The 24,682-nt window shown below is 72.5% G+C and carries 23 protein-coding genes; 10 read left to right on the top strand and 13 right to left on the bottom strand.

Going from position 1 to position 24,682, the window contains the following annotated elements; all coding sequences use genetic code 11:
* Positions 1-245: 245 nt before the first annotated feature.
* The 3 genes from VZL07_RS07045 (at position 246) to VZL07_RS07035 (ending at position 5,926) form a co-directional block, all read left to right on the top strand.
* Positions 246-3,404, top strand: coding sequence for an ATP-binding protein (locus tag VZL07_RS07045; protein ID WP_426754579.1), 3,159 nt, complete (start codon positions 246-248; stop codon positions 3,402-3,404).
* An 89-nt stretch (positions 3,405-3,493) separates the two neighbouring features.
* Complete coding sequence (locus VZL07_RS07040; protein ID WP_426754578.1) at positions 3,494-5,233, top strand: DUF6311 domain-containing protein; 1,740 nt, start codon at positions 3,494-3,496, stop codon at positions 5,231-5,233.
* 48 nt (positions 5,234-5,281) lie between these two features.
* Positions 5,282-5,926 carry an HAD family hydrolase gene (locus VZL07_RS07035; protein ID WP_426754577.1) on the top strand — a complete coding sequence of 215 codons (645 nt, stop codon included), beginning with the start codon at positions 5,282-5,284 and terminating at the stop codon, positions 5,924-5,926.
* Between the two features lie 16 nt (positions 5,927-5,942).
* On the opposite strand, the gene VZL07_RS07030 is transcribed toward VZL07_RS07035, so the two are convergent.
* The 3 genes from VZL07_RS07030 to VZL07_RS07020 form a co-directional block, all read right to left on the bottom strand.
* Complete coding sequence (locus VZL07_RS07030) at positions 5,943-6,509, bottom strand: hypothetical protein (RefSeq protein ID WP_426754576.1); 567 nt, start codon at positions 6,507-6,509, stop codon at positions 5,943-5,945.
* A 145-nt stretch (positions 6,510-6,654) separates the two neighbouring features.
* A complete protein-coding gene (locus tag VZL07_RS07025) occupies positions 6,655-7,239 on the bottom strand; it encodes a nucleotidyltransferase family protein (protein ID WP_426754575.1) in 585 nt (194 codons plus the stop codon).
* Positions 7,236-8,348 carry an XdhC family protein gene (locus tag VZL07_RS07020; RefSeq protein ID WP_426754574.1) on the bottom strand — a complete coding sequence of 371 codons (1,113 nt, stop codon included), beginning with the start codon at positions 8,346-8,348 and terminating at the stop codon, positions 7,236-7,238. Before VZL07_RS07020 ends, VZL07_RS07025 begins: the two co-directional genes overlap by 4 nt.
* A gap of 164 nt (positions 8,349-8,512) precedes the next feature.
* Between VZL07_RS07020 and VZL07_RS07015 the strand changes: the two genes are divergently transcribed.
* Positions 8,513-8,914 carry a hypothetical protein gene (locus VZL07_RS07015; protein ID WP_426754573.1) on the top strand — a complete coding sequence of 134 codons (402 nt, stop codon included), beginning with the start codon at positions 8,513-8,515 and terminating at the stop codon, positions 8,912-8,914.
* 137 nt (positions 8,915-9,051) lie between these two features.
* Here the strand turns inward: VZL07_RS07015 and VZL07_RS07010 are convergent, their stop codons facing one another.
* Positions 9,052-9,378 carry a hypothetical protein gene (locus VZL07_RS07010; protein WP_426754572.1) on the bottom strand — a complete coding sequence of 109 codons (327 nt, stop codon included), beginning with the start codon at positions 9,376-9,378 and terminating at the stop codon, positions 9,052-9,054.
* A gap of 335 nt (positions 9,379-9,713) precedes the next feature.
* Positions 9,714-10,691: an NADPH:quinone oxidoreductase family protein gene (locus tag VZL07_RS07005; RefSeq protein WP_426754571.1), complete on the bottom strand. Its 978-nt coding sequence runs from the start codon at positions 10,689-10,691 to the stop codon at positions 9,714-9,716.
* 318 nt (positions 10,692-11,009) lie between these two features.
* Here VZL07_RS07005 and VZL07_RS07000 point away from each other — a divergent pair, with 318 nt between their 5' ends.
* The gene (locus tag VZL07_RS07000; protein ID WP_426754570.1) at positions 11,010-13,244 is read left to right on the top strand and encodes a M4 family metallopeptidase; all 2,235 of its coding nucleotides are present in this window, start codon (positions 11,010-11,012) and stop codon (positions 13,242-13,244) included.
* Between the two features lie 91 nt (positions 13,245-13,335).
* Here VZL07_RS07000 and VZL07_RS06995 read toward each other — a convergent pair whose 3' ends face one another.
* Both VZL07_RS06995 and VZL07_RS06990 read right to left on the bottom strand, forming a co-directional pair.
* A complete protein-coding gene (locus tag VZL07_RS06995; RefSeq protein ID WP_426754569.1) occupies positions 13,336-14,166 on the bottom strand; it encodes a metallophosphoesterase family protein in 831 nt (276 codons plus the stop codon).
* A 73-nt stretch (positions 14,167-14,239) separates the two neighbouring features.
* Positions 14,240-14,614: a response regulator gene (locus VZL07_RS06990; RefSeq protein ID WP_426754568.1), complete on the bottom strand. Its 375-nt coding sequence runs from the start codon at positions 14,612-14,614 to the stop codon at positions 14,240-14,242.
* A gap of 140 nt (positions 14,615-14,754) precedes the next feature.
* Between VZL07_RS06990 and VZL07_RS06985 the strand changes: the two genes are divergently transcribed.
* Positions 14,755-15,120, top strand: a complete 366-nt coding sequence (locus tag VZL07_RS06985; RefSeq protein ID WP_426754567.1) for a helix-turn-helix transcriptional regulator — start codon at positions 14,755-14,757, stop codon at positions 15,118-15,120.
* A gap of 29 nt (positions 15,121-15,149) precedes the next feature.
* Here VZL07_RS06985 and VZL07_RS06980 read toward each other — a convergent pair whose 3' ends face one another.
* On the bottom strand, positions 15,150-16,370 hold the full coding sequence (locus VZL07_RS06980; protein ID WP_426754566.1) for a DUF790 family protein: 1,221 nt from the start codon (positions 16,368-16,370) through the stop codon (positions 15,150-15,152).
* A 135-nt stretch (positions 16,371-16,505) separates the two neighbouring features.
* A complete protein-coding gene (locus VZL07_RS06975) occupies positions 16,506-17,885 on the bottom strand; it encodes a DEAD/DEAH box helicase family protein (RefSeq protein ID WP_426754565.1) in 1,380 nt (459 codons plus the stop codon).
* Between the two features lie 105 nt (positions 17,886-17,990).
* Between VZL07_RS06975 and VZL07_RS06970 the strand changes: the two genes are divergently transcribed.
* From VZL07_RS06970 to VZL07_RS06960, 3 genes are all read left to right on the top strand, one after another.
* Positions 17,991-18,440, top strand: coding sequence for a DMT family transporter (locus VZL07_RS06970; RefSeq protein ID WP_426754564.1), 450 nt, complete (start codon positions 17,991-17,993; stop codon positions 18,438-18,440).
* Positions 18,441-18,453: 13 nt separating this feature from the next.
* Entirely contained in the window at positions 18,454-18,861 is a 408-nt protein-coding gene (locus VZL07_RS06965) for a response regulator (protein WP_426754563.1), read from the top strand.
* A 974-nt stretch (positions 18,862-19,835) separates the two neighbouring features.
* A complete protein-coding gene (locus tag VZL07_RS06960) occupies positions 19,836-20,441 on the top strand; it encodes a hypothetical protein (protein WP_426754562.1) in 606 nt (201 codons plus the stop codon).
* Positions 20,442-20,452: 11 nt separating this feature from the next.
* Here VZL07_RS06960 and VZL07_RS06955 read toward each other — a convergent pair whose 3' ends face one another.
* Genes VZL07_RS06955 through VZL07_RS06945 form a run of 3 tightly spaced genes read right to left on the bottom strand, consistent with a single transcriptional unit; the run spans position 20,453 to position 22,800 of the window.
* Positions 20,453-21,439, bottom strand: coding sequence for a hydrolase (locus tag VZL07_RS06955; RefSeq protein WP_426754561.1), 987 nt, complete (start codon positions 21,437-21,439; stop codon positions 20,453-20,455).
* 60 nt (positions 21,440-21,499) lie between these two features.
* The gene (locus VZL07_RS06950) at positions 21,500-21,847 is read right to left on the bottom strand and encodes a YkgJ family cysteine cluster protein (protein WP_426754560.1); all 348 of its coding nucleotides are present in this window, start codon (positions 21,845-21,847) and stop codon (positions 21,500-21,502) included.
* Positions 21,844-22,800: a GNAT family N-acetyltransferase gene (locus tag VZL07_RS06945; protein ID WP_426754559.1), complete on the bottom strand. Its 957-nt coding sequence runs from the start codon at positions 22,798-22,800 to the stop codon at positions 21,844-21,846. Before VZL07_RS06945 ends, VZL07_RS06950 begins: the two co-directional genes overlap by 4 nt.
* Before the next feature lie 338 nt (positions 22,801-23,138).
* Between VZL07_RS06945 and VZL07_RS06940 the strand changes: the two genes are divergently transcribed.
* A complete protein-coding gene (locus VZL07_RS06940) occupies positions 23,139-24,143 on the top strand; it encodes a DUF481 domain-containing protein (protein WP_426754558.1) in 1,005 nt (334 codons plus the stop codon).
* 80 nt (positions 24,144-24,223) lie between these two features.
* Here VZL07_RS06940 and VZL07_RS06935 read toward each other — a convergent pair whose 3' ends face one another.
* Complete coding sequence (locus tag VZL07_RS06935) at positions 24,224-24,679, bottom strand: cytochrome C oxidase subunit IV family protein (RefSeq protein WP_426754557.1); 456 nt, start codon at positions 24,677-24,679, stop codon at positions 24,224-24,226.
* Positions 24,680-24,682 lie beyond the last annotated feature (3 nt).

Genomic DNA, 24,682 nt, shown 5'->3' with positions numbered 1-24,682 from the left:
GTGGGGCGCGGGAGGACCTGGGGGACGTGCCTCGCGGGACGAGGGGGCCGTGGCGTTGTGGACGCGTCCGCGAGCTTCCGTCGGTTGATGGATGCTGCCTGTGTTGAGGCCCGGAGCATGTGCCCGTCGCGCGTGGGCGGTGTGGCTCCCGCGTGGTGTCATCTCTTCAGCGGGAACTGGCATCGCAGGAGCGGGCGATGATGGGTGATGGGTCCTCGAGAAGGATGGCAGGCTCGGCGGCGAGCATGCTGAGGGCTCTGCCCGGGCACGAGCCGCCGGCCGCCGCCGCGGTACCTCCCGAGGGCTCGGTGGCCCTGGTCTTCACCGACGTCCAGGGCTCCACGCGGCTGTGGGAGCGCTGTGGCGCCGGCATGCGCGGCGCGCTGGAGGTCCATGACCGCGTCCTGCGCTCGCTCCTGGTGGGCAGCACCGGCTACGAGGTGAAGACGCAGGGCGACTCCTTCATGATTGCGTTCCCCTCCGTGCTGGACGCGCTGGCGTGGTGCCTGGAGGCCCAGGACGCGCTGCTGCGCGCGGCGTGGCCGGCGGACATCCTCGCGCAGCCGGAGGCGGCGGAAGAGGTGGGCTCCCGCGGGCTGCTGTTCCGCGGGCTGCGGGTGCGCATGGGCGTGCACGTGGGAGAGCCCGACTGCCGGGTTGACGCACGCTCCGGCCGCACCGACTACCTGGGGCGCATGGTGAACGTGGCGGCGCGCGTGGCCGCAGCCGGCCATGGGGGGCAGGTGCTGGTGAGCGGCAGCGCGTGGGCGCAGGCGGCGCAGGCGCTGGAGGCCCTGGGCCGGCCCGCGGTGCGGCCCCTGGGCGCCTTCCGGCTGAAGGGCATCGACGATGCCGTGGCGCTGGTGGAGGTGCTCCCCGCGCACCTGTCGGAGCGTCGCTTCGGGGTGCCGCGCGCGCCGCGAGACAGGCAGGGCAATGTGCCGGTGCTCCAGGATGGGTTGGTGGGCCGGGGGCTGGAGCTGGGGGTGCTCCGCCGCTGGCTGGCGGACGGCGCGCGGCTGCTCACGCTGCTGGGCCCGGGTGGCATGGGCAAGACGCGGCTGGCGACGTACGTCGGCGCGCTGGAGCTGGAGTCGGGCGCGTGGGAAGGCGGCGTCTGGCTGTGTGAGCTGGCCGAGGCCCGGACGGTGGAGGCGCTCTGCCTCACCGTGGGCCAGGCGCTGGGCATCACCCTGCGCGGCGATGGCGACCCCACCGAGCCGGTGGAGCGGCTGGGGCGCGCGCTGAACGACTGCGGGGACGTGCTCGTCATCCTCGACAACCTGGAGCAGGCCGTGCAGCACCTGCCCGCCACGTTGGGGCGCTGGCTCCAACTGGCGCCACGCGCGCGCTTCCTCGCCACGTCGCGCGAGGCGCTGGGGCTGAGTGGCGAGCGGCTCCTGGACTTGACGCCGCTGTCGGTGCCGGAAGAGGGCGAGTCCCGGCTGGAAGAGCTGGCCCGCGCGGACGCGGTGCGCCTGTTCGCGCTGCGGGCGCGCGAGGCCCGGGGGCACTTCGAGCTGACGGCGGAGGAGGCGCCCCTGGTGGCGGACATCGTGAGGCAGCTGGATGGCATCGCCCTGGCCATCGAGCTGGCCGCGGCGCGGATGGCGCTGCTCAGCGTGGGGCAGCTTCGCGAGCGGCTGTCGCGTCGCTTCGAGCTGCTGCGCGCGGGGCGCCGGGACGGGCGCGCGCGGCAGGCGACGCTGCGCGGGGCCATCGACTGGTCCTGGAACCTGCTGGAGCCGGAGGAGCGCGCGGCGCTGGCGCGGTGCTCGGTGTTCCGCGGCGGCTTCACGCTGGAGGCGGCGGAGGCGGTGCTGGGGCTGCCTTCGGACGGGCCCGCCGTGCTGGACGTGCTCCAGTCGCTGCGCTCCAAGTCGCTCCTGCGGGTGCTGGACGCGGAGCTGCCTGGCGGGGAGGCGCGGCTGGGACAGTACGAGAGCATCCGCCAGTACGCCGCGGCCCGGCTCGCCGAGGAGGGCTCGGCGGCGGAGCTGGCCGAGCGACATGCGGACTGGTACCTGGGGCTGGCCCGGAGCCTGCGCGCGCAGGTGCGTTGCCAGGACGGCGCGGAGGCCCTGCAGCGGCTGGCACAGGAGCGGGAGAACCTGCTGGCGGCCTGTGACAACGCGCTGGCCGTGACGCCCGTCACCGCTCGCTCGGTGGAGCGCGCCCTGGAGGCGCTGGTGGCGCTGGAGCCGGAAGTGGTGGCGCGAGGCCCGGTGCGGCTGCTGCTCGAGCGGCTGGACGCGGCGCTGGCGCGGGCGGAGCGGGTGCGGGTGGCGCCCCGGCTGGTGGCCGAGGCCGTGGCGGTGCGAGGCCGGGTGTACCTGGAGGCGGGGCACCTGGACCTGGCGCGCAAGGACCTGGAGGTGGCGTGCGCCTTGCTGCGGACGCTGGGGGCGGTGGCGGGCGAGAAGCGCGTGCTGGTGGACCTGTCGATTGTCGCCCGTCACGAGGGCGAGCTGTCCCAGGCCTGGGCGCTGGTGCGCGACGCGCGGCTCTTGTCCTCCGAGGGCGACCGCTGGCTGGAGGCCTACACCGTGGGAAACCTGGGGCTGGTGGAGCAGGCGCGCTGCGGCGCGGAGGCCGCCATTCCCCACCTGCGCGCGGCGCAGGCGCTGTTCCACGGCGTGGGCGACGTGACGTTCGAGGTGGGCTTCCTCACCAACTGCGCGGTGGCGATTGGCGAGATGGGCCGCACGCGCGAGGCCATGGGCCTGCTGGAGGAGGCGATGGCGCGCTCGGCCAGCGTGGGTGACCGCGCGGGGCACGCGCTGGCGCGGCTCAACCTGGGCTGCTACCTGCTGGAGGAAGGCCGGCCCCAGGAGGCGCGCGAGCACCTGCAGGCCGCGGCCCGGATTGGCGGACAGCTGGGGCAGCGGCTCCTGGAGGGCTGCGCCCTGGGCGAGCTGGGACGCGCGGAGCTGTCGCTGGGCGCGTGGAGCGAGGCCTGGGCCCGGCTGTCGGAGGCGGTGTCAGGTCTGGGCCAGGTGTCGCGGGGGCAGGTGCTGCGCTTCGCGGTGTACCGGGCCGTGGTGGAGGCATGCGTGGGCGACGCCGCGGCGGCGGAGGCGAGCTTCGTCGTGCTGGAGGGCGCGCCGGAGCTGCGCGACGACCCGGTGCTGCGTGAGCTGGCCTGGCTGCTTCGCGCGTCGGTGGACCTGGCGGAGGCGCGGGCCGCGCGAGACGACACCGAGCGGACGCAGCGGGCGTTCGAGTCGGTGCGGCAGCGCCTCGCCCGGGCCCGGAGCGCGCCCCCGGAGGCCGCATCGTCGGACCTGCGCGGCGCGGTGCGCTTCCTCGAGGAGGCGCTCTGGCGGCTCACCGCCGAGCCCGTGGACGTGGATGCCATGGAGCTGGAGTCAAGCGGCGCTCCCGCCTGCGCGGGGGCGGCTTGACGCGCCGGAAACGGCTGTGCTTCAAGCGGCGCCTCCATGCCCGAAGCGCGCGACACCTCTGCTTCCGCTGCCTTGGGTGAGTGCCGCCCATGAGGCCCGCCCTGCCCGAGCGGCTGCGGCGCACCCTGGCGGCCGTCACCTCGTTCGCCACCGCGCAGGCGGGGCCGCTGGGCGCGGCTGGCGTGGGGCTGCTGGCCTTCCTCGCGCTGTACGGCCCGGCGGCGCTGAACCCGACCCGGCTGGCGTGGCTCTTCCGTGACGACTTCAGTCAGCACCTGCTGGGCTGGCTGTTCTTCCGCAACGAGCCCCTGCGCTTCCCGCTGGGCGCCATCAACGGGTATCTCCATCCGCTCGGGACGACGCTCGGCTACATGGACGCCATCCCCTGGGTGGGCGTGCTGCTGCGGCCGTTCTCCGCGCTGCTGCCGGTCGACTTCCAGTACATCGGCCCGTGGATGTGCGCGTGCCTGATGCTCCAGGGCGCCGCGGCTGCCTGGGTGGCGCGGCGGATGGGCGCGTCGGTGCCGCAGCAGTGGCTGGTGGGCGGTCTGCTCGTGCTGTCGCCCACGCTGCTGGCGCGCATGAGCATGTCGCACGAGGCCCTGTGCGCGCACTGGACCCTGGTCCTCCTGGTGGGGCTGCACCTGGTGCCCCAGCGGGACGCCCGCGAGGCGAAGCAGGCCCTGGGCATCGCGCTGGCGCTGTGCGTGTTCGCCGCGGGCGTGCACCCGGTGATTGCCGCCATGGTGGTGGCGCTCGCGGTGTCGCTGTGCGTGCGCACCGCGCTGGAGAGGCGGCTGCCCTGGCGGTGGCCGGTGCTGGGGGCCGTGGTGAACGTGGGCGCCGTGCTCGCGCTCTTCTACGTGTTCGGCTACCTCGGCACGGTCCGCACGCTGGGCGCGGACGCGTTCGGTGGCTTCTCCGCGGACCTGGCGACGTTCATCAATCCGCTGGGCTACCACCGCGACGCGGTGTGGTCGCGCTTCCTGAGGGCCCTGCCCCGGCAGGGGGCCCAGTACGAGGGCTTCGGCTATCTGGGGCTCGGTGTGCTCTTCGCGCTCTGGGCCTCGCTCGTCCTGGTCGCGCGCGACGCGCCGGCCGTGGCGCGGCTGTGGCGCCGGTTCGTTCCCGTGGGGCTGGTGGCGCTGGGGCTGTTCTTCTTCGCGCTGTCCTCCCGCATCACCCTGCGCGGCGAGCTGCTCGCGGACATCTCCAGCCTGTACGCACCGGTGATGCGGTGGGTGGAGCCGTTCCGTTCCTCCGGCCGCTTCGTGTGGCCGCTGTACTACCTGCTGGCGCTGGGCTCCGCGCTCGTGCTCATCCGGCTGCCGCGGCCCGCTTTGGCGCCGTCACTGCTGGCGCTGGCGGTGGTGCTGCAGGGCTTCGACCTCAACCTGGGGCAGGGCCGGCAGGCGCAGGGAGGTTCGGATTGGACCGCGCCTCCGTCGGAGGCACTGCGCGCGGCGGCCGTGGGGCGCAAGCACCTGGTGATGTACCCGCCGCAGATGCACGACGGCTCGGGGCGGGGCTGCCGCGCGGGCCCCATGAACTTCGAGCCCTGGGCCTACCGCGCGTACCGGCTGGGGCTCACCTTCAACAGCGGCTACGTGGCGCGGCTGGATGACGCGCGCGCCCAGCCGTACTGCCTGGGGTTGGATGACGATGTCCGGGCAGGCAGGCTGGATCCGGAGACCATCTACCTCTCCATTCCCCAGCGGCTTCACGAGTTCCGCGCCATTCGCGGCACGCGCTGCGTGCAGGAAGAGCGGCTGTGGCTGTGCGTGCTGGAGCCGGCCGCTGCCTCGCCCGCGCGGCAGGCCTCGCCCTGAGGCATCCCGAGGGGGGACAGCGGGCGGCGGAGGGGATATGGAAGGCCCGTGAGCGCTTCTCCTTCTCGCGGCATCCTCTTCGACCTCGACGGCACGCTGGTGGACTCGCTGCCGGACATCATCGACAGCTTCCTGCACGCCTTCTCGCGGCACGGCCTTCCGGCGCCCACCTACGAGCAGGTTCGCGCGCTCATCGGCCACCCGCTCGACTGGATGTACAGCCAGTTCGCGCCGGACCATGTGCCCGCGCTGTGCGCGGCCTACCGTGAGCACTATCCGCTCCACTTCCACCGGCGCTCGCGGCCCTATGCCGGCGTGCTGGAAGTGCTGCGGACGCTGCGCGAGCGGGGCTACCTGCTCGCGGTGGCCACCACCAAGCGCCCCGACATGGCCCGCCGCTTCGTGGACGCCATGGGGCTGGGCCCGCTGCTGCACCACGTGCAGGGCACGGATGGCTTTCCGCACAAGCCCGCGCCCGACGTCATCCACCACGCGCTGGCGGCGCTGGGGACGGGCGGGTTGTGGATGGTGGGGGACACCGCGTTGGACGTGCGCGCGGGCCAGGCCGCGGGGCTGAAGACCTACGCCGTGACGTGGGGCACCCATCCCGAGGACGTGCTTGCCAGCGCCGCGCCGGACGAGCTGCAGCCGGACCTGCAGCGGCTGTTGACGCACCTGCCGCCGCTGGCGTGAGGCGCGGCGGTGGGGCTCAATCCGCCGCCATGCCCGGGCACTTGCCCGTGTCCAGGTACTGGGCGTTCCGGTGGATTTCGGAGCTCAGCTTCCCCTGCCGGGCCGGGTCGACGGCGGTGTAGACGATGACGACGCCCTGCGGGGAGTCGTGCACGCTGGCGACGGACGGCACGGACGGCGCACCCGCCGAGCCAGGCTCCTCGCGTCCGCCCATCTCGTCGTAGTCCACGCCCGGGGGCTGCGCCATGCCGCTGCCGCCCGTGCCGTGCTCCTGCTGGAACTGCATCATCCGGCGGCTGCGCTGCTGGAGGTCCGCCACCTTGTCCGTCTCAGGCGTGACGATGATGAGGGCCACGCCTTCCGGGATGTCCTCCGCGCGCGCCATCGCACCGGGCACCTCCATGGGGCAGTCCCGCTTCATCTCGGCCTGGGCGTTGGGCGGCAGGCCCTCCTGGTCCTGGGGCATCTGCTGCGCCGTGGGGGGCATGCCCTCCTGTGACGTCTTGGCCTTCCTGGCGCAGCCCACCGAGAAACTCAGCACCGCCGAGGCGGCCAGCACCGCAGGGAACCTGAACTTGGACATGGAGACCCCTTCCGCTGAATGTCGTCGTGCTGGAGAAGGTGGGGAACGGTGCGCGGCGCTGGCAACACGCACTGCCGTACCAGGCCCCCCTCCCCGGGGCCGATGCGCGTATCGGCGAGGTGACGGACGCGGCGCGAGCCGTGGCTCACGTCAGCCGCGCGACATCCTCGGGCGTGTCCACGTCGTCGCCACCGCCAGGCAGCGCCACCTCCGCCACGCGCGAGGGCTCACGTGCAATCACACCGCGCGCGCCCTGCGCGGGGCTCAGCGCTTCCAGCTCCGGGAAGACGTCGCGAGCGAAGAGGGCGGGGACGCCCCGGGTGCCGTCGTAGGCGGAGGCCACCACGGGCGCGCGCGTGCGCTCGAAGGCGGTGAGCAGGGCACGCAGGTGCGCGGCGTCCACGCGAAGCTGGTCGCAGAGCATCACCAGCACGGCCTCCAGCGGCGCCGCGTCCCCGCCGGTGAGCGCACGCAGCCCCGCGCGCAGCGAGCCGCCGGGCCCCTCGGCCCAGCCCGCATGGTGCACCGTGCGCACGGACAGGCCGGTCAGCTCCGCGGCCACCGCGTCGTGCGCGGCACCGAGCACCACCACCACCGGGCCACACCGCACGGCTGCGGCGGCCTCGGCGGCGCGCCGCACCAGCGTTTGTCCCTGGTATCGGACGAGCTGCTTGGGGTGCCCCAGCCGCGAGGAGCCTCCCGCGGCGAGCAGCACCACGCCCACCCTCACGCGAGCCTCCGCACCGGCGGTGGGGCCGCGGTGTGGATGGGGGCACGGCGCTCTCGGAGCTTGCCGCCCTCGCGGCCCGCTACCACGGCTTGCAGCTCCGCGATGATGGCCAGGGCGATTTCCTCCGCGCCCTCCGCTCCCAGGTCGAGGCCCACGGGCGCGTGCAGCTTCTCCAGCTGCGCCGGGGTGGGCGCCGTGGGCAGCTCCGCCAGCAGCCGGTCCGTGCGCGAGCGGGGCCCCAGCACGCCCAGGTAGCGCAGCGGACGCGGGAGCAGCCGCGCCAGCAGCTCGCGGTCCTGCGGCAGGCTGTGGGTCATCAGCACCGCCAGCGTGCGCGGCGACAGCGGCACCGCGTTCGGGGCGTCGGGGGCCTTCGCCGGCACCACCGCGTGCGCGCGGGGGAAGCGATTTCGCAGGCTCTGCGCGGTCCGGTCCGCCACCACGGTGACATGCCAGCCCAGGCTCGCGGCCTGGTTCACCACGGGGACGACGTCGAAGCCGCTGCCGAAGAGCACCAGCGGGTGGGGCGGGTCCACCACCTCCACCAGCACGTCCGCGCCGCCGCAGGGGCCGCTCCAGGTGCGTCCCGCGTCCAGGGCCTCGCGCGCCGCTTCGCGCACGGCGTCTCGCAGCGCGCCGGAGAGGCTGCCCGCCTCGGTGCCGTCGTCGCGGAGCAGCAGGCGCGAACCCACGGTGTTCGAGGGCCCCCGGTACACCGTGGCCACCACGGCCCGGCGTCCCGCCTCGCGGGCCTGGGCGGCGAAGGTGAGCGCCTCCTCCGCGCCGGCCTCGCAGCGCTCCAGCAGCACGTCCACCACGCCGTTGCAGCCCAGCGCGAAGGAGAAGGCGCCTTCGTCCTCCGCGCTGTCGCTGGTGGAGTCGTAGCGCAGCAGGCGAGGGCCCTGCGCCGTCCAGAAGAAGGCCTTGCGGACGATGTCGGCCTCCAGGCAGCCGCCGCTGATGCCGCCCGCCAGCCACCCGTCCTCACCCATCAACATCCGCGCGCCGGGGCGCCGGTACGCCGAGCCCGCGACGGCGACCACGGTGGCGAGGACCAGGGGGCCCTGGGTGCGCGTGCGTGCGCGGAGGATGGCGTCCAGGTCCTTCATGCTCTCGTCGTCCTTGGTGGGGGTGGCCGGCGCGCGACGTGAAACTGTAGTCGGCGGGGTTTCATCCCGGCCAGTGACGTTCTCGCGCGACAGGCCCGGGGAGGGGGCTGGGCACACCGGGTGACTGGATGAAACCGCGTGGCTGGGGTGTAGTCCTCATCCGCATGCCCGTCCTGCGTTACGCCTTCACCCTGAATGCCGTGCGTGAGCTTGGCCGCCTGGCTCCGGACCTCGCCCGGGCCCGGGCGGAGGCCTCCCTGGACGCGAGTCTGCAGCAGATCCGCGAGGCCTGTACGGCCACGCTGAGCATGGAGTTCGATACGCTGGTGTGCTTCGACGCGCGCTCCGTGGTCCGCCTGTTCTCACACGCGGAGCAGGCGCGCATCCTGGCCCGGCTGGTGGACGAGCGGGCGCGCACGCTCGCGCAGGCGGGGCGTTACCAGGAGGCGCTGGAGGACACCGTCTATGCCGGGCAGTTGCTGGCGTGCTCGCGCCAGCGCTTCGGCGTCCCCAAGGACGCGCGCGCCGCGGAGACGCTGGAGCGCGAGGTGCCCGAGCTGCGCTGAAACGGGCCCTCGGGCCTCTTTCCGCGCGAGCCGTCCATTCCGGGGGACGCGTGCCCGGAGGAACCCGGGGCGGGCAAGTGCGGCGTGGCCCAGGTGTCGGGGAGGGCGCGCCCTCCCGACGAGGCTCGGACGGCGAGTTACCCGCGCCGCGTCTCAGGTCCCCGTGTGTCGCGACGGGGCTGGGCGTCCTCCGTGTCGGGTGTGTCGGCCTCGGGCTCCGGTTCCAGCCGGGCCTGCCGCTCGCTGGCTTCCCAGGAGGCGTCGGCATCCCTCGCGTGGACGCGGCGGGCGGAGTCATCGTCCTGCTGTCCGGTCCACGTGGTGTGGCCCCCCGCGTAGCCCTCCAGGGGGCGTGGTCCCCGGTGGGACTCCACCTCCAGGTCCTTCGTCTCTTCCTCGCGCAGCCGCCTGCGTTCCTCTTCCCGCTCGCGCTGGTGCTGCCGCTCCAAGGGGTCATCCGCCATGGTGCCGTCACCTCCTGCAACAAGGTGGGGCGCCTGCCGCGGCGGTGGCAGCGCCGGGCTCGGTCACACACGGCCGGCCGCATGCCCGGCGGTCAATCAGCGCACATCGAAGCTGCGTCGGGCCCCAGCTCGCACCGCCTTGCTTCAGGCGGGGCTCAGCCAGCGCTCGTGCGCGGCATCACCGCGGCCGCCGCGCGCCGAGCCAGCCCCCGGCCCTGCTCGAGTGGGGCCGCTTCAGGCGCGGCTCAGCCTGGCCTCGTGCGCAGGACCTCTGCACCCGTCGCGCGCCGAGCCAGCTGTCAGTCCATCTCGCACGGCCCAGGGCCGCGCGCGGCTCAGCCTTCGCGCATGCGCAGCACCACCTTGCCCGTCGCGCGCCTTGCCTCCAGCTCACGCAGGGCCTGCGCGCCCTGTTCCAGTGGGAACACCGGCCCCACGATGGGCGCGAGCACCCCGCGCTCCGCCATGGCCTCCAGGTCCTTGGCGATGGTGGGCGTCAGGGACGGCTCGTGGAGGAGGAACCCGCCCCACGCCACGCCCACCACGTCGATGTTGCGCAGCAGCAGGCGATTCACCTGGACCTCGGGGATGCGTCCGCTTGTGAAGCCCACCACCAGCAGCCGCCCTTCGGGCGCCAGGCACTTGAGGCTCTTGTCGAAGATGTCGCCGCCCACCGGGTCGACCACCACGTTGGCGCCCAGGCCGCCCGTCTTCTCCCGGACCTGCGCGACCCAATCCTCGGTGGACAGCAGCACCTCGTGCGCGCCGGCCTGCCTCGCGACCTCGGCCTTGCGCGCGTCGCTCACCACGGCGATGACCCGGGCCTGCGCGCCGCGCGCCACCTGCACCGCCGCCGTGCCCACGCCGCCCGCGGCGCCGTGGACCACGACAATCTCCTCCGCCTTCAGCCGGCCTCGCCGGTGCAGCGCGAAGTGGGCGGTGTGGTAGTTCATCACCACGCCCGCGGCTGCCTCGAAGCTCCAGTGGGTGGGGATGGGGAACACCATCTCCGGTGGAATGGCTGCGACCTCGGCGAAGCCGCCCAGCCCGAAGCTGAAGGCCATCACCCGCTGCCCGGGCTTCACGGCCGCGCCCGCGGGCGCCTGCCGCACCACCCCGGCCACCTCCACGCCCGGGATGAACGGAAGTGCCGGCTTCAACTGGTACTGCCCCCGGGTGAGCAGCAGGTCCGGAAAGCTCACCCCGGCTGCCACCACATCGATGAGGACCGAGTCCCCCGCCTCGGGCTCCGGCAGGTCCACCAGTTGGAGCCCCTCAGGCCCGTCCAGCCGCTGCAGTTGCAGTGCGCGCATCGTTGCCTCCCGGATGGGGAGCGTAATGGCCAGCCCCGCCGATTCCAGCCCCTCGCGTGCATGGGCACGGGCCCGGGTGAACCGCGCAGCGGTCGCGGCACCGGCGTGAAAACCGGGCGGGACGCGGACGACCTGACACGTCCTGCGAATACGGGATGGCACTTAAAGTGAACCCCGTAGGCTCACGGAACGTAGGCAATATCGGCAAATAACTCGAAATCTAAGAAGTAGGTAATAACTGAAATAATCGCACAACCTTGAAATTCAGGTCAGGCCTGTGGCATCGTGCTTCCTAATCTTTCCGCTTAGGAGGATTACATGGTGCAGAAGAGAGTGCGTGGCGCGCTCGGTATCGCAGCGCTGTCCGTTGTCGTGGGTTGCAATGAGTCCACCCCTGCTCCGGAGGCTGAAAAGTCGTCGGATGTCACGAAGTCCGCGGTTCTGGAGAATGGTGCGAAGGTCGTTCAGAAGGACCGCCAGCAGGCGGCGCAGTTCCTGACGAACCTGTCGATTCCGCTGCCTGAGATTTCCGCCGCCGGTCCCAAGGCGCTCAACGCGTCCGCGCTGGCCCCGGTCATCGACACCCTGGCGCCGATGTTCCGGCTGGACCCGAAGAACCTCGTCTTCGAGCAGGGCTACTTGGACAAGCGGGGCGACAGCCACTATCGCTACGCCGTACGTCACAACAACATCGCGGTGCTGGGCGGCGAGCTTCGCGTGCACGCCCGCAACGGCAAGGTCTTCGCGGCGAACACCAACGTTCGCAGCGACCTGAAGGCCGACCTCAAGGCGACCATCGCCGGTGCGGTGGCGGTGTCCTCCGTGGACTCCGACCGTGAGACGCAGCCGGGCTGGGTCACCGACAAGAACCCGGAGCTCGTGTACTGGCGCATCGATGACGAGCTGCGCCTGATGTACAAGGTCGTCCAGCGCGGCGAGAAGCCGGACCAGACGCCGGTGCACGACTGGGTCCTGGTCGACGCGCGCAATGGCGATGTCATGCTGCGCATCCCGCAGATCAAGGAGGCCATCAACCGCCGCCTCCACGACGGCCAGAACCTGGATGCCATTCCGGGGCCGCGCGTCCGCAGTGAGGGCGAGGCGCCCGTGGCGGACTCCGTGGTCAACACCAACTACGACCACCTGGGCACCGTTTACAACTGCTACTCGGAGCTGTTCGGCCGCGACTCCCTCGACAACGCAGGTGGCGTGCTCATCAGCACCGTGCACCACCGCGTCAACTACGCGAACGCCTTCTGGGACACCATCGCGGGCCAGATGGTGTACGGCGACGGTGACGGGGTGACCGCGGGCAACCTGGCCACCTCGCTGGACGTGACGGCGCACGAGCTGACGCACGCCGTGACGGACCACGAGTCGGACCTCATCTACTCGGGTGAGTCCGGCGGCCTGAACGAGTCGATGTCCGACATCTTCGGCGCGGTGTGCGAGTGGTACGGCGACGGCGCGAACGAGGTCCTGCCGCGGCACTGGCTGATTGGCGACACCGTGTGGACCCCGCCCACCCCGGGCGACGCCCTGCGCTACATGCATGACCCGGCGCTGGACGGCGTGTCGCTCGACCACTACCACAACTACCAGACCGGCACCGGCGTGCACTTCAGCTCCGGTATCTCCAACCTGGCGTTCTACCTCCTGTCGCAGGGCGGCGTGCACCCGCGCGGCAGGAGCACCATCGAGGTCCAGGGCATCGGCATCGAGAAGGCCGCGCAGATCTTCTACAAGGCCAACGCGGACCTCCTCCTCCCGTCGTCCAACTTCGAGGCCGCCAAGGTGGCCACGGAGCAGGCCGCGGAGCAGCTGGGCTACGACGCCGCCACCATCGAGTCGGTGTCGAACGCGTGGAAGGCCGTCGGCGTGAGCGTGCCGATTCCGCCTCCGGAGACGGACCCCATCGTCAAGGACGAGCCCATCGTCGTGTCGGGCGACCGTAACGAGAAGAAGTACTACGAGATTGCCATCCCCGAGGGCGCCTACGACCTGACCTTCACCCTGTCCGGTGGCACGGGTGACGCGGACATGTACGTCCGGTACGGCAACGCGCCGACCACCTCCACGTACGACTGCCGTCCGTACCGCTCGGGCAACAACGAGGTCTGCACCTTCCCCGCGCCGCAGCACGGCACCTGGTTCGTGATGCTGAACGGCTTCAGCGCGTACACGAACGCGTCGCTGACCGTGACCTGGAAGGGCGGCTACGTTCCCATCCAGAGCGGCATCGCGGTCGAGAACCTCTCGGGCGCGCCGGGCTCCTCGCAGGTGTTCATCCTCGACGTGCCGGAGCTCGTGCCGGGCAGCGGGAAGAACAACGTCTACATCCAGACGGGCGAGGGCAAGGGCAACCCCGACCTCTACGTCAAGCGCGACGGGGCCCCGACGCACTTCGACTACGACTGCCGCAGCGTGGAGAACCACCAGTCGGAGGTGTGCAACATCATGAACGCGCCGGCGGGCCGCTACTACATCGAGGTCTACGGCGCGAAGGGCGGCTTCCAGAACATCGTCCTCATCGGCTCCTACGACGAGCTGTAGCCTCCCAGGTCTGAAGTGACGGCGCGGGCCTGGTCCGCGCCGATGAGGCCCCGGGTGCTCCGCTTCGAGCGGCGCCCGGGGCTTCGCATGTCTACGGCGTGGGGCCGGGAAGGATGACGCGCAGGCAGCTGTCCAGGCCGCGCACGCCCCGGTACTTCCACTGCGCGGGATAGCCCAGCGACACCTCCTCGAAGCGCACGCCGTCCCGCCACAGCGTCGCGGGCATGTGCAGGTGCCCGGTGACGACGACCTCCGCCCGGTAGCGGGTGTGCCAGTCCTCGGTGTGCTTCGTCCCGCACCAGATGGAGAAGCGGGGGATGCGCGGCAGCCGCACGTGCTCGTAGCGCAGCGGGTAGTGGTTGATGAGCACCGTGGCGCAGCCCGCGGGTAGCGCGTCCAGTCGGGCCTGCGTGGACGCGACGCGCGCGGCGCACCAGGCGGCGCGGCTCGCGTGGGGCTCGGGGTGCAGGAGCACCTCGTCGGTGCACAGCAGGTCGTCCTCCCAGGCCCACTCCAGCGCCTTGTCCGCGGGCACGTGGTCCGGGCGGAACGTGTAGTCGTAGCCCAGGAACATGGGGACGATGACGCGCTCGGGGCCGGGGCCGGGCCAGCGGGGGTAGGGGTCCTCCGGCGTGAGGGCGCCGTAGCTGCGGCACAGGCTCACCAGCCGCTGGTAGCGCGCCTCGCCCTTCAGCTGGGGCTGCTCGGACGGCATCGTCCACAGCTCGTGGTTGCCGGGCACCCAGATGACCTGGCGGAAGCGCTGGGTGAGGGTGCTCAGCATGAGCTCCATCTCCGCCAGCGTCTCGCCCACGTCGCCCGCGACGATGAGCCAGTCCTCCGGGTGGGCCGCAAGCGCCTGGAGCGCCAGGCGGTTGTCGTTGTGGCGCAGGTGCAGGTCACTGATGGCGTAGAGCTTCATGGCGCGAGAGGGAGCGCACCTTAACGCGGGCGTTCCGGGGATGCTCTTCCGAGTGGTCCCGACCCAGAAGGTCCTATCGGCGTTGGCCGCTGTCCCGGGTTGGGTGGATGCCCAATCCGGCGCCCAGCGTCCGCAGCAGCGCGTGCACCTCCCTGGGCGGCGCGGCCCGGTCCATCCAGGTGATGTCCCGGGCCAGCGGCGGCATCACCGCGTGCAGCGCGCAGGCCGTCCGAGGATGCCGCGCGCGCACCTGCTGCAGCAGCCCCAGCCCGTCCCCATCCGGGAGGAGGTCGCCCGTCACCACCACCGTGGGCGGCTCCTCGCGCACGAGCATGAGCGCCTCCTCCATGCCCCGTGCGAAGCGCTTGCTGCCGGGCAGGTCTCTCACGAGCCGCCGCAGCGCCGCGAGCGAGCGCGGGTCTTCATCCACGAACAAGAAGGTCAGCATGTTCTTCGCGCCGGTCAATCAAGACCTGTGCGGTTGGCCAAACGCACGAGGTTGCCTACCTACAAGACTACTCAGGAAGTTCTTGGATGCCAACCTCTCAAGTCATATCGACATGTGCGGACCCGGTAGGTTAACGACCCATGGAAAAGACCCTCGCATCCCGCCTTGGAGGAGCGGCGCGCCTCGCACGGACCCGCCTGAACCTGACCCAGGCCGACGTGGCGGAGCGGATTGGCATCGCGAGCGAAGTCTACGGCCGGCTGGAGCGCGGCCACATGCTGCCGAGCATCCAGACGTTCCGCCGGTTGTGCACGGTGCTCTCCATCTCCGCGGACGAGGCGCTGGGCCTCAAGCCCGTGCAGGAGGTGAAGTGGGCCGCCGAGCCGCCCAGTGACTACGGCGAGTCCGCCGAGCTGCGGCGGCTGATGCGCCGGGCCAAGCAGCTCGACCGGACGTCCATCCGAATCCTCAGCGTGCTCGCGGCGCAGTTCAAGCCGCGGAGCTGACGCCCGCAGGTCCGTCGCGAGCGCGCCACTCATGGCCCCCTTCCGGGGGCCGCTGGCTCCATCCGGGCCAGGCGCTCGCGCAGCTTTCGCGCCGAGGGAAAGCCGTTGAAGAGCACCACCTGCGGGTGGGCCTCGAGCTGTTCCCGCTCCGCGGCCTCCTTCGCCAGCGCACGGTCCACACCCAGCAGCAGGCCCGCGTCCGGCCGCGAGCGGAGCTCCGTGAGCCGGCGTGCCAGGGGGGCCGCGTGCCAGGCGTGGAACAGCTCCAGCGCCACCTCGCGCCGGGACTCGCGGTGGCGGAAGGTGAGGTCCGGCACGCACAGCCCGGAGGCGCCCACGTGCCGGGGCAGGGGCGTGAGGTCCAGCTCCCACTTGTCGTCCACGAAGCCCTCGGCCAGCGCCGCCACCTCGGGAGGGATGTGACCCAGCGCGGCGGGAAGTGGCGAGCGCAGCGGGTCCTTGTGGCTCAGCATCAGCGTGGCCTGCCGCCGGGACGGCTCCACGGTGGCGGTCAGCTCCCAGCGCTCCAGCACGGGGACGACGGACAGGAAGGTCGCCAGTTGCAGGCCGTATTTCTTCTGGAGGGCCAGCATCGCGCCCGGGCCTTCCACGTCCAGCGCCCAGTTGTCGCCGTCGCGCCAGACCTCGGCCACCAGGCGGCAGAACTTCAGCCACCGGAGCACCTTGCGCACGCGCAGCAGCTCCGGGGCCTGGGCCCGCAGCCGCAGCTTGCGCGCGGACAGCAGGGGGCCCTGCGCCAGCGCCAGGTTGTAGCGGTCCACCAGCCCCTGCGCGTCGAGCGCCTCGCCATCCCAGCCCATCAACCGCCGGTGACCGGGCAGGTCGGCGTACAGGGCTTCGCGGGCCTCGGCCAGGGGGACGGGCAGGGCCTGGGACAGCCGGGCCTCGAAGTCCTCCACGGTGGCGCCGGGGGGCAGCGCGCGCAGCACCTGCCCGGCGGCCTTCAGGCGCTCCCAGCGGGCCTCGGTGACGCCGGGCGCGGGTTCATCGAAGAGGAGCCGGTCGAGCACCAGCTTCACCAGCCCGCGCGCCACCTTGGGCTTGCTGAAGGCGCCGGCCTTCAGGCCCAGGGACTCCTCGACGTCGTCGCACTGGCCGCCGCGCGAGGCCGCCACCTCGGCGAGTAGCGCCTGGGCGAAGGCCAGCAGCTCGGCGTCGTCCCGCTTCACGAAGGCGGGGCGCAGGACGCCCTGGCGCACGCGGAAGTTGAGGAGCTCGCGCGTCAGCATCGCGTGCGGCCTCCGGTGAAGGTGGAGCGAGGCGCCTGGGGACGCCGCGTCCGCACCGCGGGGGCCCTCCGGTGGGCGCCGAGCGCGGAGTCACGCTGGCGCAGCAGGCGTTCGCGCCGCTCGCGCGTCAGCATCTCAGGAGCCCTCCTGGTAGGCCCCGTGCTGGCGCCGCCGCTCGCTGATGCTGCTCTCCGCCGTCTGCGCGGAGCACACCTCGTACAGCAGGGCGCGCTTCCCCGGGCGCTTGCGCAGGATGCGTCCCAGGCGCTGGACGTGCTCGCGCACGCTGCCGCTGCCGCTGAGCACCACGCCCACGCGAGCCTCGGGTACGTCCACACCTTCGTTCAACACCCGTGACGTGAGCAGCACGGGCAGCTCGCCCGACGCGAACGCCGCCAGCAGCGCCTTGCGCTCCGGCACGGGCGTGTGGTGCGTGAGCGCGGGGAGCAGCAGCCGCCGCGCCAGCGTGTACACCGTCTCGTTGTCGTCGGTGAACACGAGCACCCGGTCCTCGCGGTGCTCCAGCAGCATGCGCCACAGCACCTCCTGCTTGGCGCTGGAGGTGAGGGCGATGCGCCGCTGCTCGCGGTAGGCCCGGTACGCGGCGCGGCCCTCGTCGCTGCGCTGGCTCTGCGCCAGGAAGCGCGCCCAGCCGTCCGGCGCGGAGAGCGGCACGCCCAGCCGCCGCACGAAGCCCAGGTACAGCGCCCGCGCCGCGTCGTAGCGCGCCTTCTCGTCGGGCGTCAGGGGGACTTCGATGCGCTTCACCTCGTAGGGCGCCAGGTACTGCCCCTGCAACTGGCGGATGTCCGTGTGGTGGACCCGCGGGCCCAGCAGCTCCTCGCACACGCGCTCGCCGCCGTCGGTGCGCTCCAGCGTCGCGGTGAGGCCCAGCCGGTAGGGCGCCAGCGAGCCCTCCGCGATGAACCGGTAGCTGGGCGCCGGCAGGTGGTGGCACTCGTCGCACACCAGCAGGCCGAAGCGGTTGCCGTGGAACTCCGTCTGCATCGCCGCCGAGTCGTACGTCGTCACCGTCAGCGGCTGCCGGTCGTTCACGCCGCCGCCCAGCAGGCCCACCGGCACGGAGAAGTGGCGCGCGAGCACGCCCTGCCACTGCGCCATCAGGTCCAGCGTGGGCACCACCACGAGCGTGGGCCGCTTCACGTGGGCGATGGCCAGCACCGCCAGCAACGTCTTGCCCGCGCCCGTGGGCAGCTCCACCAGGCCACGGCCTCCCGCGCGCGTCCAGGCGTCCAGCGCCTGCTGCTGGTGGGGAAAGGGCTCGATGGGCGAGGTGAGGGGCAGCTCCAGGGGCGCGAAGCGCTTTGCCTTGTCCTCGTAGGGGATGCCCAGCTCGCGCAGCCGCAGCACCACCTCGCGGTAGTGCCACGCCGGCGCGCGGTACACGCCGGTGCGCCCATCCTTCTGGAACAGGGCTCTCAGGCGCGCGTCCTCCGGCAGCGAGGGCGCGACGAGGGTGCCGCAGTCGAAGTGGAGCTCGGTGGGCGACGGCATCGACGCGTTGGGAACTATCCGGTCATCCTGGGTTTCGCCAGCCTCATCGCGGACCTGGGGGGGTGGCTTGCAGGTAGGCGCTGTTCACGGTACCCAGCGCGCCACATGCGCTTCATCTCGCTCGTTCCCATGCTGGCCGGCCTGGCGGTCGTGGCCCAGGCTGGTCTCAACCGTCGCTTCGCCGGCCAGTGGGGCCTGATGAGCGCGGTCCTCGTCAACATGGTGGTGGCGACGGTGGCCACCTTCGGGGTGTTCCTGGTCCTGCGCGCGGTGCCGGGACTGTGGCCGGAGGCCGCCGCGGGCCAGGGCCGCCTGAGCGGCTTCACGCCCTGGCACCTGGTGCCGGGCTTGTGTGGTGTCGTCATCGTCCTGGGCATGCCCTGGGCCATGAGCCGCCTGGGCGCCGTGCAGTGCACGCTGCTGCTGATGGCCGCGCAGCTCATCACCAGCCTCGTCTGGGATGCGATGGTGGAGGGCCGCCCGGCCACGCTTCCTCGGGTGGTGGGCTCGTGCGTCGCCTTCCTGGGGGCCGCCATCGTCGTCTGGAAGGGCTAGATTCCAGGGCAAGATGCGCCGCGTCCTCGTCGTCAGTCCCCATGTCCCCTCGCGCGAGCTGCTGCGGCGCATCCTCGAGGCGCCGGGCCTGGCGGTCTCCGCGACGGGGGACACGGATGACGCCTTCGCCGCGCTGGCGTCTAGGCCCCCCGCGCTGGTGGTGGTGGACCTGCGCCGCCCGGACGAGGACCACCCGCTCTTCCTGGGCCTGCTGCGCAAGCGCCACCCCACGCAGCCCGTCATCGCCCTGGTGCCCGGCCGGCTGCGCATCTTCGATGGGCAGCATGAGCGCGTGGTGGAGGCCCACGGGGATACCGCGGAGGCGCTCCACCAGTTGCTCGGTGCGCTGAAGCAGGCCGTGCATGACCTGCTCGCGCAGGACCTGCTCCGCGTGCTGCGTCCGCCCGTGGGTCGGGCCTGAGCGCCTGACGCGGCTCGGGCGAAGCGATTCGTTGGCGCATCGCCTGGGCTGCCTGGCCGGGCCGCTCATGAGTCCCGCGGTTGTTGCGCCGTGAACCTGGCACGCCGGAGCGGCCGTCCTCGCGCGGGTCGCGACCGGTTCGCGTCATGAGGTCCCGCCGCCTCTTCGACAGTGGGCCGGGACTCCGGGACAGGCCGTTCGGGCCGCGGACGTAGTTTTTTCCGGCCCCTGTCCGTCCTCGGACCCGGCGCTTCGCGCCCTGCGCTCTCAACATATTGAATTGACTTGGCCTTTGCCCTTCGGAGGTCCCGGCACGGCGAATGCTATGGCGTTGGGCACGGTGCGACGCGGGCCGGCGGATGGGGTCGGTTGGCGGGCGTGAGGAGCCGGAGCGTGTCGCGGGTTGCAGGGGCGGGGACGGAACCGGGGTGGTGCCTGGAGTGGGGAGGCAGGCCTCGGTGGGATGGGGGACGCAGGACGGCGCGTGCAGGACGGCGCTTCGTGGGGGCGGGGCGGCGGCGGACGTGCCGGCAGGACCCGGCTCGTGGTCAGGGCAGGGCGCAGGGTGGGGGGAGAGGGGCGGACCTGCCGCGCTTCATGGGGGTGGAGCGCGGCGGGTTCGCGCCAGCAGGGCCGGGCACGACGAGTGGCTTGGGCGCGGGACGGGGGGCGTGACGGGCGGACCTGCTGTGCTTCGTGGGGGCGGAGCGCGGCACGTTCGCGCCGGCACGGTGGAACGGGCGCGGGTTCCGGTGAGGCGGGGGGGCCTTCCGGAGCCCGTCTCGCCTTGGATGCAGGGCGCGCGGAGCCGCGGGACTCGGGTTCCCGCTCCGCGCTGACCGGGCGGGCAACCACGGCGACGCGCGGACGCGAATGCAGGGTGGCGAGTGAGCACTAGCTTCACCCGAGGGGCCATTCGGAGCGGTGGGGTGGGAGGACGGGCGGGAGCGGGCATGCGTCACGGGAGGCGGTACATGGGGGCGGTATCCGCGCTGGCGGCGGTCGGGGTGATGCTGACGGCTCAGCCGGCCCTGGCATCGGGGCTCCTCCAGCGCCGGACCCAGGACCCGGAGCGGCTGGCCCCCTTCGGGCTCATGCTGGATGCCAGCGCGCCGGAGGGCGCGGGCCTTTCGCTCTCCTTCCGTCCCACGCGCATGGTTCGGCTTCACGTCGGCGGCACGCACAATGGCGTCCGTCCCGGCGCGCGGCTGGGGCTCACGTTGCTGCCGTGGAAGGGAAGCCTGACGCCCGCGCTGACGCTGGAGGCGGGCCACGCGCGGCCCGCGAACGGCGAGGGCCTGGAGCGGCGCATCGTGGACCGCACGCAGATGCCCATCCACTCCTTCGAGCGCGTGGGCTACTCCTACGCCAGCGCCCTGCTGGGCTTCGAGTGGCAGGCGCCGCGGCGCCTGACCTTCTTCGTCCGGGGCGGTGTCAGCATCATGCGGCTCTACAGCCCGGGCATCGAGGGCGTGGACGAGCAGTTCCGCGAGGCGCTGGAGCCCGCGGACTTCCACGGCTGGAGCTTCATCGACATCCAGCCCACGGCGAAGCTCGGCATCCTCCTGTCGTTCGGCTGACGCGCGCCGCCTCAGGGCGCGCGGGCCTGGGCGCGCACGGCGTCGAAGAACGCCAGCACCTGCGCCTCGGCCCAGAAGTGGGGCCGGTGCACCTGGCCACCGACGAAGCCCACGTGGCCGCCGCGCTCGGTCAGCACGATGCTCAGGAAGGGGTTGTCGGCGGCGGCGGGCGGAATGACGGGCGCTTCCAGCATCGGGTCGTCGGCCGCGCTCAGCAGCAGCGTGGGCCGGCGGATGGCCTGCAGCCAGGGGCCCGCGGAGGACTCTGCATAGTAGTGGGCGGCGTCGCGGAAGCCATGCAGCACGGCGGTGACGGCGTCGTCGAAGGCGCGGATGGTGCGCGCCGCCTCCAGGGCCTTGCCGTCGAAGGCGCCAGGGAAGTGGCGCAGCTTGTGGCGGGCCTTCTGCTTCAGCGTGCGCAGGAAGCGCTCGCGGTACAGCAGGTGGAAGGGGCCTCCCGCGTCGAGCTTGCGGCAGCAGGCATCCAAGTCATACGGCGCGCTGACGGATGCGGCGGCATCCACCGGTGCGTCGTCGCCCAGCGCCTCCAGCAGCCGGCACAGCACGTTGGCGCCCAGCGAGAAGCCCACGGCGAAGAGCGGGCCCGTCACGCGGGCGCGCGTCTCGTTCAGCACCCGGAGCGCGTCGTCGATGTCGCCCGAGTGGTACGAGCGCGCCAGCCGGTTGGGCTCACCGCTGCACGAGCGGAAGTTGAGCGCGGTGGCGCCCCAGCCGCGGGTCTGCGCGCCCCGGAGGATGGCGGTGACGTAGCCGGCGCGGGACGAGCCCTCCAGCCCGTGCAGCGCCACCACGTGCGGCGCTCCTGGTGGACCGTCGAAGGTGTCCAGGTCCACGAAGTCGCCGTCCGGCAGCTCCAGGCGCTCCCGCCGCAGCGCGGGCGTGCGGGTGGGGCGCACCAGCGAGGCGTAGATGGTCTGTGCGTGCTCGTTCGTCAGGCCGGGCGCGGGCACGAAGGGCTGGGTGGGCTGGAATCGCACGGCCGGGGGATAACGCCCGTGCGCGGTGACGACAAGCGCCGTTGTCCGCGGGCCCGGTGCCTAGCCCTGGCTCCTGCCGGGACGCGGCAGGGCGGCCAGGCGGCGGGCCATGCGCATGGAGGCGCAGCCCTGCTCGCGCAGGGCCCGGGCCTCGGACTGGAGCCCGAAGAGGCCCAGGTACTTCTCCACGCGCTCCTCCAGCGTGGGCGCCTCGATGAGGGCGCACACTTCGTCCGGCTGGTAGTCGCGGCAGATGGCGGGCCGCTGCTCGTACACGCCGCAGAGGTTGTCCGCCTGGAGGTGCGGGCAGCGCAGGCCCAGGGGCTTGTCCAGCGCGGCGATGTCGGGCGCCACGCAGCAGGCGCCGCAGCGGGTGCACTCCACGGGCTTGGGCGCGGGTCCGCTCATGCCCACAGCGCGCGAGGGAAGTGGATGTCGGCGGCGGCGGGCAGGCCCGCTCGCAGGGGACGCAACATGGGCAGCGAGCCGTCCCGGGCCTCGCGGCTGGCATCGGGGAGCCGCGCCACCCACGGCATGGTGCCCGGCTCCTCCCACAGCACCACCTTCGCCAGCCCGGCCTTGTGGGCCTGGGCCCGGGCGGCCTCCAGCAGCGCGGCGGCGTCGTCCTCGGAGCGCGCGTCCAGCATCAGCACCACCAGCTCGCCAAGCCGGGCCACCATGGCCCAGAGCGCCGTGGACGCGCCCACCACCGCGCCGCAGGCCCGTGGCCGGGGACGGCGCAGCAGCTCCGCGTAGATGCGCTCCCGCTCCAGGTGCCAGTCCACCTGCGGGGCGTCGGGCCACAGGAAGAAGGGCACCTCGGGCCGCCGCATCCGCTCGAGCGCGGCGGGCACGTCCGCGTCCTCGAGCAGCGAGTCCACCTGCCGCGTCGCCAGGCTGCTGAGCACGGGCAGGTGCCAGTCCCAGGCGGGGGCCTCCTGGTAGCCGGAGCGGCCATAGAGGCGCGCGCCCACATCGGAGTAGAGGACGGCCGCGTGGGCCTGGGGCTCGGTGCGCTCCAGCTCGGCCGCCACCAGGTCCATCAGCCGCGTGGCATACCCATGGCCGCGCAGCGCGGGCTCGGTGAAGACGCTGGCGATGATGAAGCTGTCGCCTGGGCTCTCCTGGCCATCGGCGCCGCGCAGGACGCTGCCGGTGCGGAACGTCTCGCACGACGTGAGCACCCGGCCCGAGTCGTCGCACAGGAGCCAGGTGCGCATGTGCGCCTGGCTCCACGGGTGGGCGCGCAGCCGGAGCTCGCGCTGGAGGAACTGCTCGACGGTGAGGGGCGAGCCCCAGGCGGCATAGGTGTGGCGGTCCCGTTCGACCTTCTGTGCCTCGTTGGCGACGACCAGATGCATGGCGGCGGAGGGTAACCGCGCCGGCGTCCCTTCGCAGCAGCCCCGCGGTGGCCGCTCGTCCGCTCTTCCGTCCTTCTCACAATGATGAGCGTGTCGGGGATGCGCAGGGACGGGGAGAGGCGGGCCTCAATCCAGCGCGGATTTTCTCGCAAGATGGGTGAAGGTGGTGGTGCGAATGGACCCACCAGGGCAGGCCTCCGTTCAAAATCGACCAAGAAGCCATTGAAGCGGGGCACGCCTTTGGAGCAGGAAGGGGGCTGCGTCGGCATCGGGGGGGAACGACAGGTTTTCCGAACCCGGACATGAGTTTTCGCCGGCGCCGCTGACCTGGAGACCCGATGCTTTCCGCTGCATTCCTGATTGCCACGTCCCTGCAGGCCCAGGCGCCTGTGCCTGCTTCTTCCACGCCCGCGGCTCCCACGACGGCCGCCGCGGCCGCCGCACCCGAGTCCGCCCCCGCCACCGCGGAGGAGCGCGCCGCCGCCGCGGCCGAGCGCGCTGCCGTTGCCGCCGAGCGCGCCGCCGAGGCCAGTGCCCGCGCCGCCGAGGCCGCCGAGCGCGTCGCGGCCGTCGCCACGCAGCCCGCCGCCCCGGCTCCCGCCGCCGGTCCCGCCACGGACAAGAAGCAGGGGGAGTGGGACGTCACCATCGGCCTGGGCCTCATCTCGCTGACGGGCAACGCCTCCACCCTGACGGTGAGCGGCCTCGCCAGCGCCCAGCGCACGACGGAGAACTGGATCTACGCCATCAAGTCCTACGGCTCCTATGGCCGCAGCCGTCCGCCCGAGGTGGAAGGCGCGGAGACCGAGTCGCAGGTGGTGGCGTTCAACGCGGGCCTGGAGCTGCGCGGTGACCGGCGCTTCACCGAGGTCATCAGCGGCTACCTGCTGGCGGGCGCGGAGACGGACCACGTGAAGAGCGTGGAGTCGCGCACCTACGGCGAAGGCGGTCTGGGCGTGCTCTGGTGGGACGAGAAGAAGGAGAAGGGCCGCGAGTCCTACCTCCGCACGGATGCGGCCTTCCGCTACGCCAACGAAACGCGCTTCCAGTACTACCCCACGCGGCTGGACCTGCCGGACGTCGACCTGGGCGGCCCCCGCTTCGGCGCGGTGTTCCGCTACGGCCTGGCGCAGAACGTCACCTTCAAGGAGGACGTGGAGGTGCTGGTGAGCGTCATCGGCGAGTCGCGCATGCTGTTCAACAGCCAGACGCAGCTGTCCGTGGGGCTCACCAAGCAGCTCTCGCTGGGCACCAGCTTCCTGGTGAAGCACGACAGCGCGCCGCCCCCGGGCAAGGTGTCCACGGACACCGCGCTGGCTCTGAACTTCGAAGTGATGCTGTAGCCCGCAAAAGCAACGCGGCGCCGGGGAAGTCCCTCGGCGCCGCGTGGCGTGGAGTGGGGCGGTGGACGCCCCCGCAGCCCTTACTGCTTGGTCGCGCCGGACTCCTCGCCCATCTTCCCTTCCTTGCGGAGCCCGCCGCCGTAGCGGCCCTGCTCGGCGCCCGCGCCGATGTCGATGGCCTGCATGTCGCTGTACGTCGAGCCCGGCGGGGTGGCGCCGCGGAAGCGGGTTCCGAGGTCCACCAGCGGGACGGCGAGCATCAGCACCACGAAGAAGATGGAGACGGCGAACACCAGGCGGTTGGCGCCCCGGTGGTCAGCCAGGTGCATGAAGTAGAGCGCCACCAGCGCGCCCTTGGTGGTGGCGATGACGAGCGCCAGCACCAGGCCCCACGTCGGGATGTGGATGCGGCCCGTGACGACCGTCACCACCGTCAGCACCAGCAGCAGGCCCCAGATGAGCCAGTAGCGGCCCGCTCCGTGGTGCTCCTCGCGCATGTTCTGTTCTTCTTGCCGGGATTCGTTGGCAATGCCCATGGT

The sequence above is a fragment of the Pseudomyxococcus flavus genome (genome assembly GCF_050038885.1).
Classification (GTDB): domain Bacteria; phylum Myxococcota; class Myxococcia; order Myxococcales; family Myxococcaceae; genus Myxococcus; species Myxococcus flavus.
This window is presented reverse-complemented; position numbering and strand designations above follow the sequence as displayed.

Coding starts and splice junctions, on each gene's coding strand:
- VZL07_RS07045 (WP_426754579.1), top strand. CDS start 246: ATGCTGAGGGCTCTGCCCGGGCACGAGCCGCCGGCCGCCGCCGCGGTA.
- VZL07_RS07040 (WP_426754578.1), top strand. CDS start 3,494: ATGAGGCCCGCCCTGCCCGAGCGGCTGCGGCGCACCCTGGCGGCCGTC.
- VZL07_RS07030 (WP_426754576.1), bottom strand. CDS start 6,509: ATGTCCAAGTTCAGGTTCCCTGCGGTGCTGGCCGCCTCGGCGGTGCTG.
- VZL07_RS07020 (WP_426754574.1), bottom strand. CDS start 8,348: ATGAAGGACCTGGACGCCATCCTCCGCGCACGCACGCGCACCCAGGGC.
- VZL07_RS07015 (WP_426754573.1), top strand. CDS start 8,513: ATGCCCGTCCTGCGTTACGCCTTCACCCTGAATGCCGTGCGTGAGCTT.
- VZL07_RS07010 (WP_426754572.1), bottom strand. CDS start 9,378: ATGGCGGATGACCCCTTGGAGCGGCAGCACCAGCGCGAGCGGGAAGAG.
- VZL07_RS07005 (WP_426754571.1), bottom strand. CDS start 10,691: ATGCGCGCACTGCAACTGCAGCGGCTGGACGGGCCTGAGGGGCTCCAA.
- VZL07_RS07000 (WP_426754570.1), top strand. CDS start 11,010: ATGGTGCAGAAGAGAGTGCGTGGCGCGCTCGGTATCGCAGCGCTGTCC.
- VZL07_RS06995 (WP_426754569.1), bottom strand. CDS start 14,166: ATGAAGCTCTACGCCATCAGTGACCTGCACCTGCGCCACAACGACAAC.
- VZL07_RS06990 (WP_426754568.1), bottom strand. CDS start 14,614: ATGCTGACCTTCTTGTTCGTGGATGAAGACCCGCGCTCGCTCGCGGCG.
- VZL07_RS06985 (WP_426754567.1), top strand. CDS start 14,755: ATGGAAAAGACCCTCGCATCCCGCCTTGGAGGAGCGGCGCGCCTCGCA.
- VZL07_RS06980 (WP_426754566.1), bottom strand. CDS start 16,370: ATGCTGACGCGCGAGCTCCTCAACTTCCGCGTGCGCCAGGGCGTCCTG.
- VZL07_RS06975 (WP_426754565.1), bottom strand. CDS start 17,885: ATGCCGTCGCCCACCGAGCTCCACTTCGACTGCGGCACCCTCGTCGCG.
- VZL07_RS06970 (WP_426754564.1), top strand. CDS start 17,991: ATGCGCTTCATCTCGCTCGTTCCCATGCTGGCCGGCCTGGCGGTCGTG.
- VZL07_RS06965 (WP_426754563.1), top strand. CDS start 18,454: ATGCGCCGCGTCCTCGTCGTCAGTCCCCATGTCCCCTCGCGCGAGCTG.
- VZL07_RS06960 (WP_426754562.1), top strand. CDS start 19,836: ATGGGGGCGGTATCCGCGCTGGCGGCGGTCGGGGTGATGCTGACGGCT.
- VZL07_RS06950 (WP_426754560.1), bottom strand. CDS start 21,847: ATGAGCGGACCCGCGCCCAAGCCCGTGGAGTGCACCCGCTGCGGCGCC.
- VZL07_RS06945 (WP_426754559.1), bottom strand. CDS start 22,800: ATGCATCTGGTCGTCGCCAACGAGGCACAGAAGGTCGAACGGGACCGC.
- VZL07_RS06940 (WP_426754558.1), top strand. CDS start 23,139: ATGCTTTCCGCTGCATTCCTGATTGCCACGTCCCTGCAGGCCCAGGCG.
- VZL07_RS06935 (WP_426754557.1), bottom strand. CDS start 24,679: ATGGGCATTGCCAACGAATCCCGGCAAGAAGAACAGAACATGCGCGAG.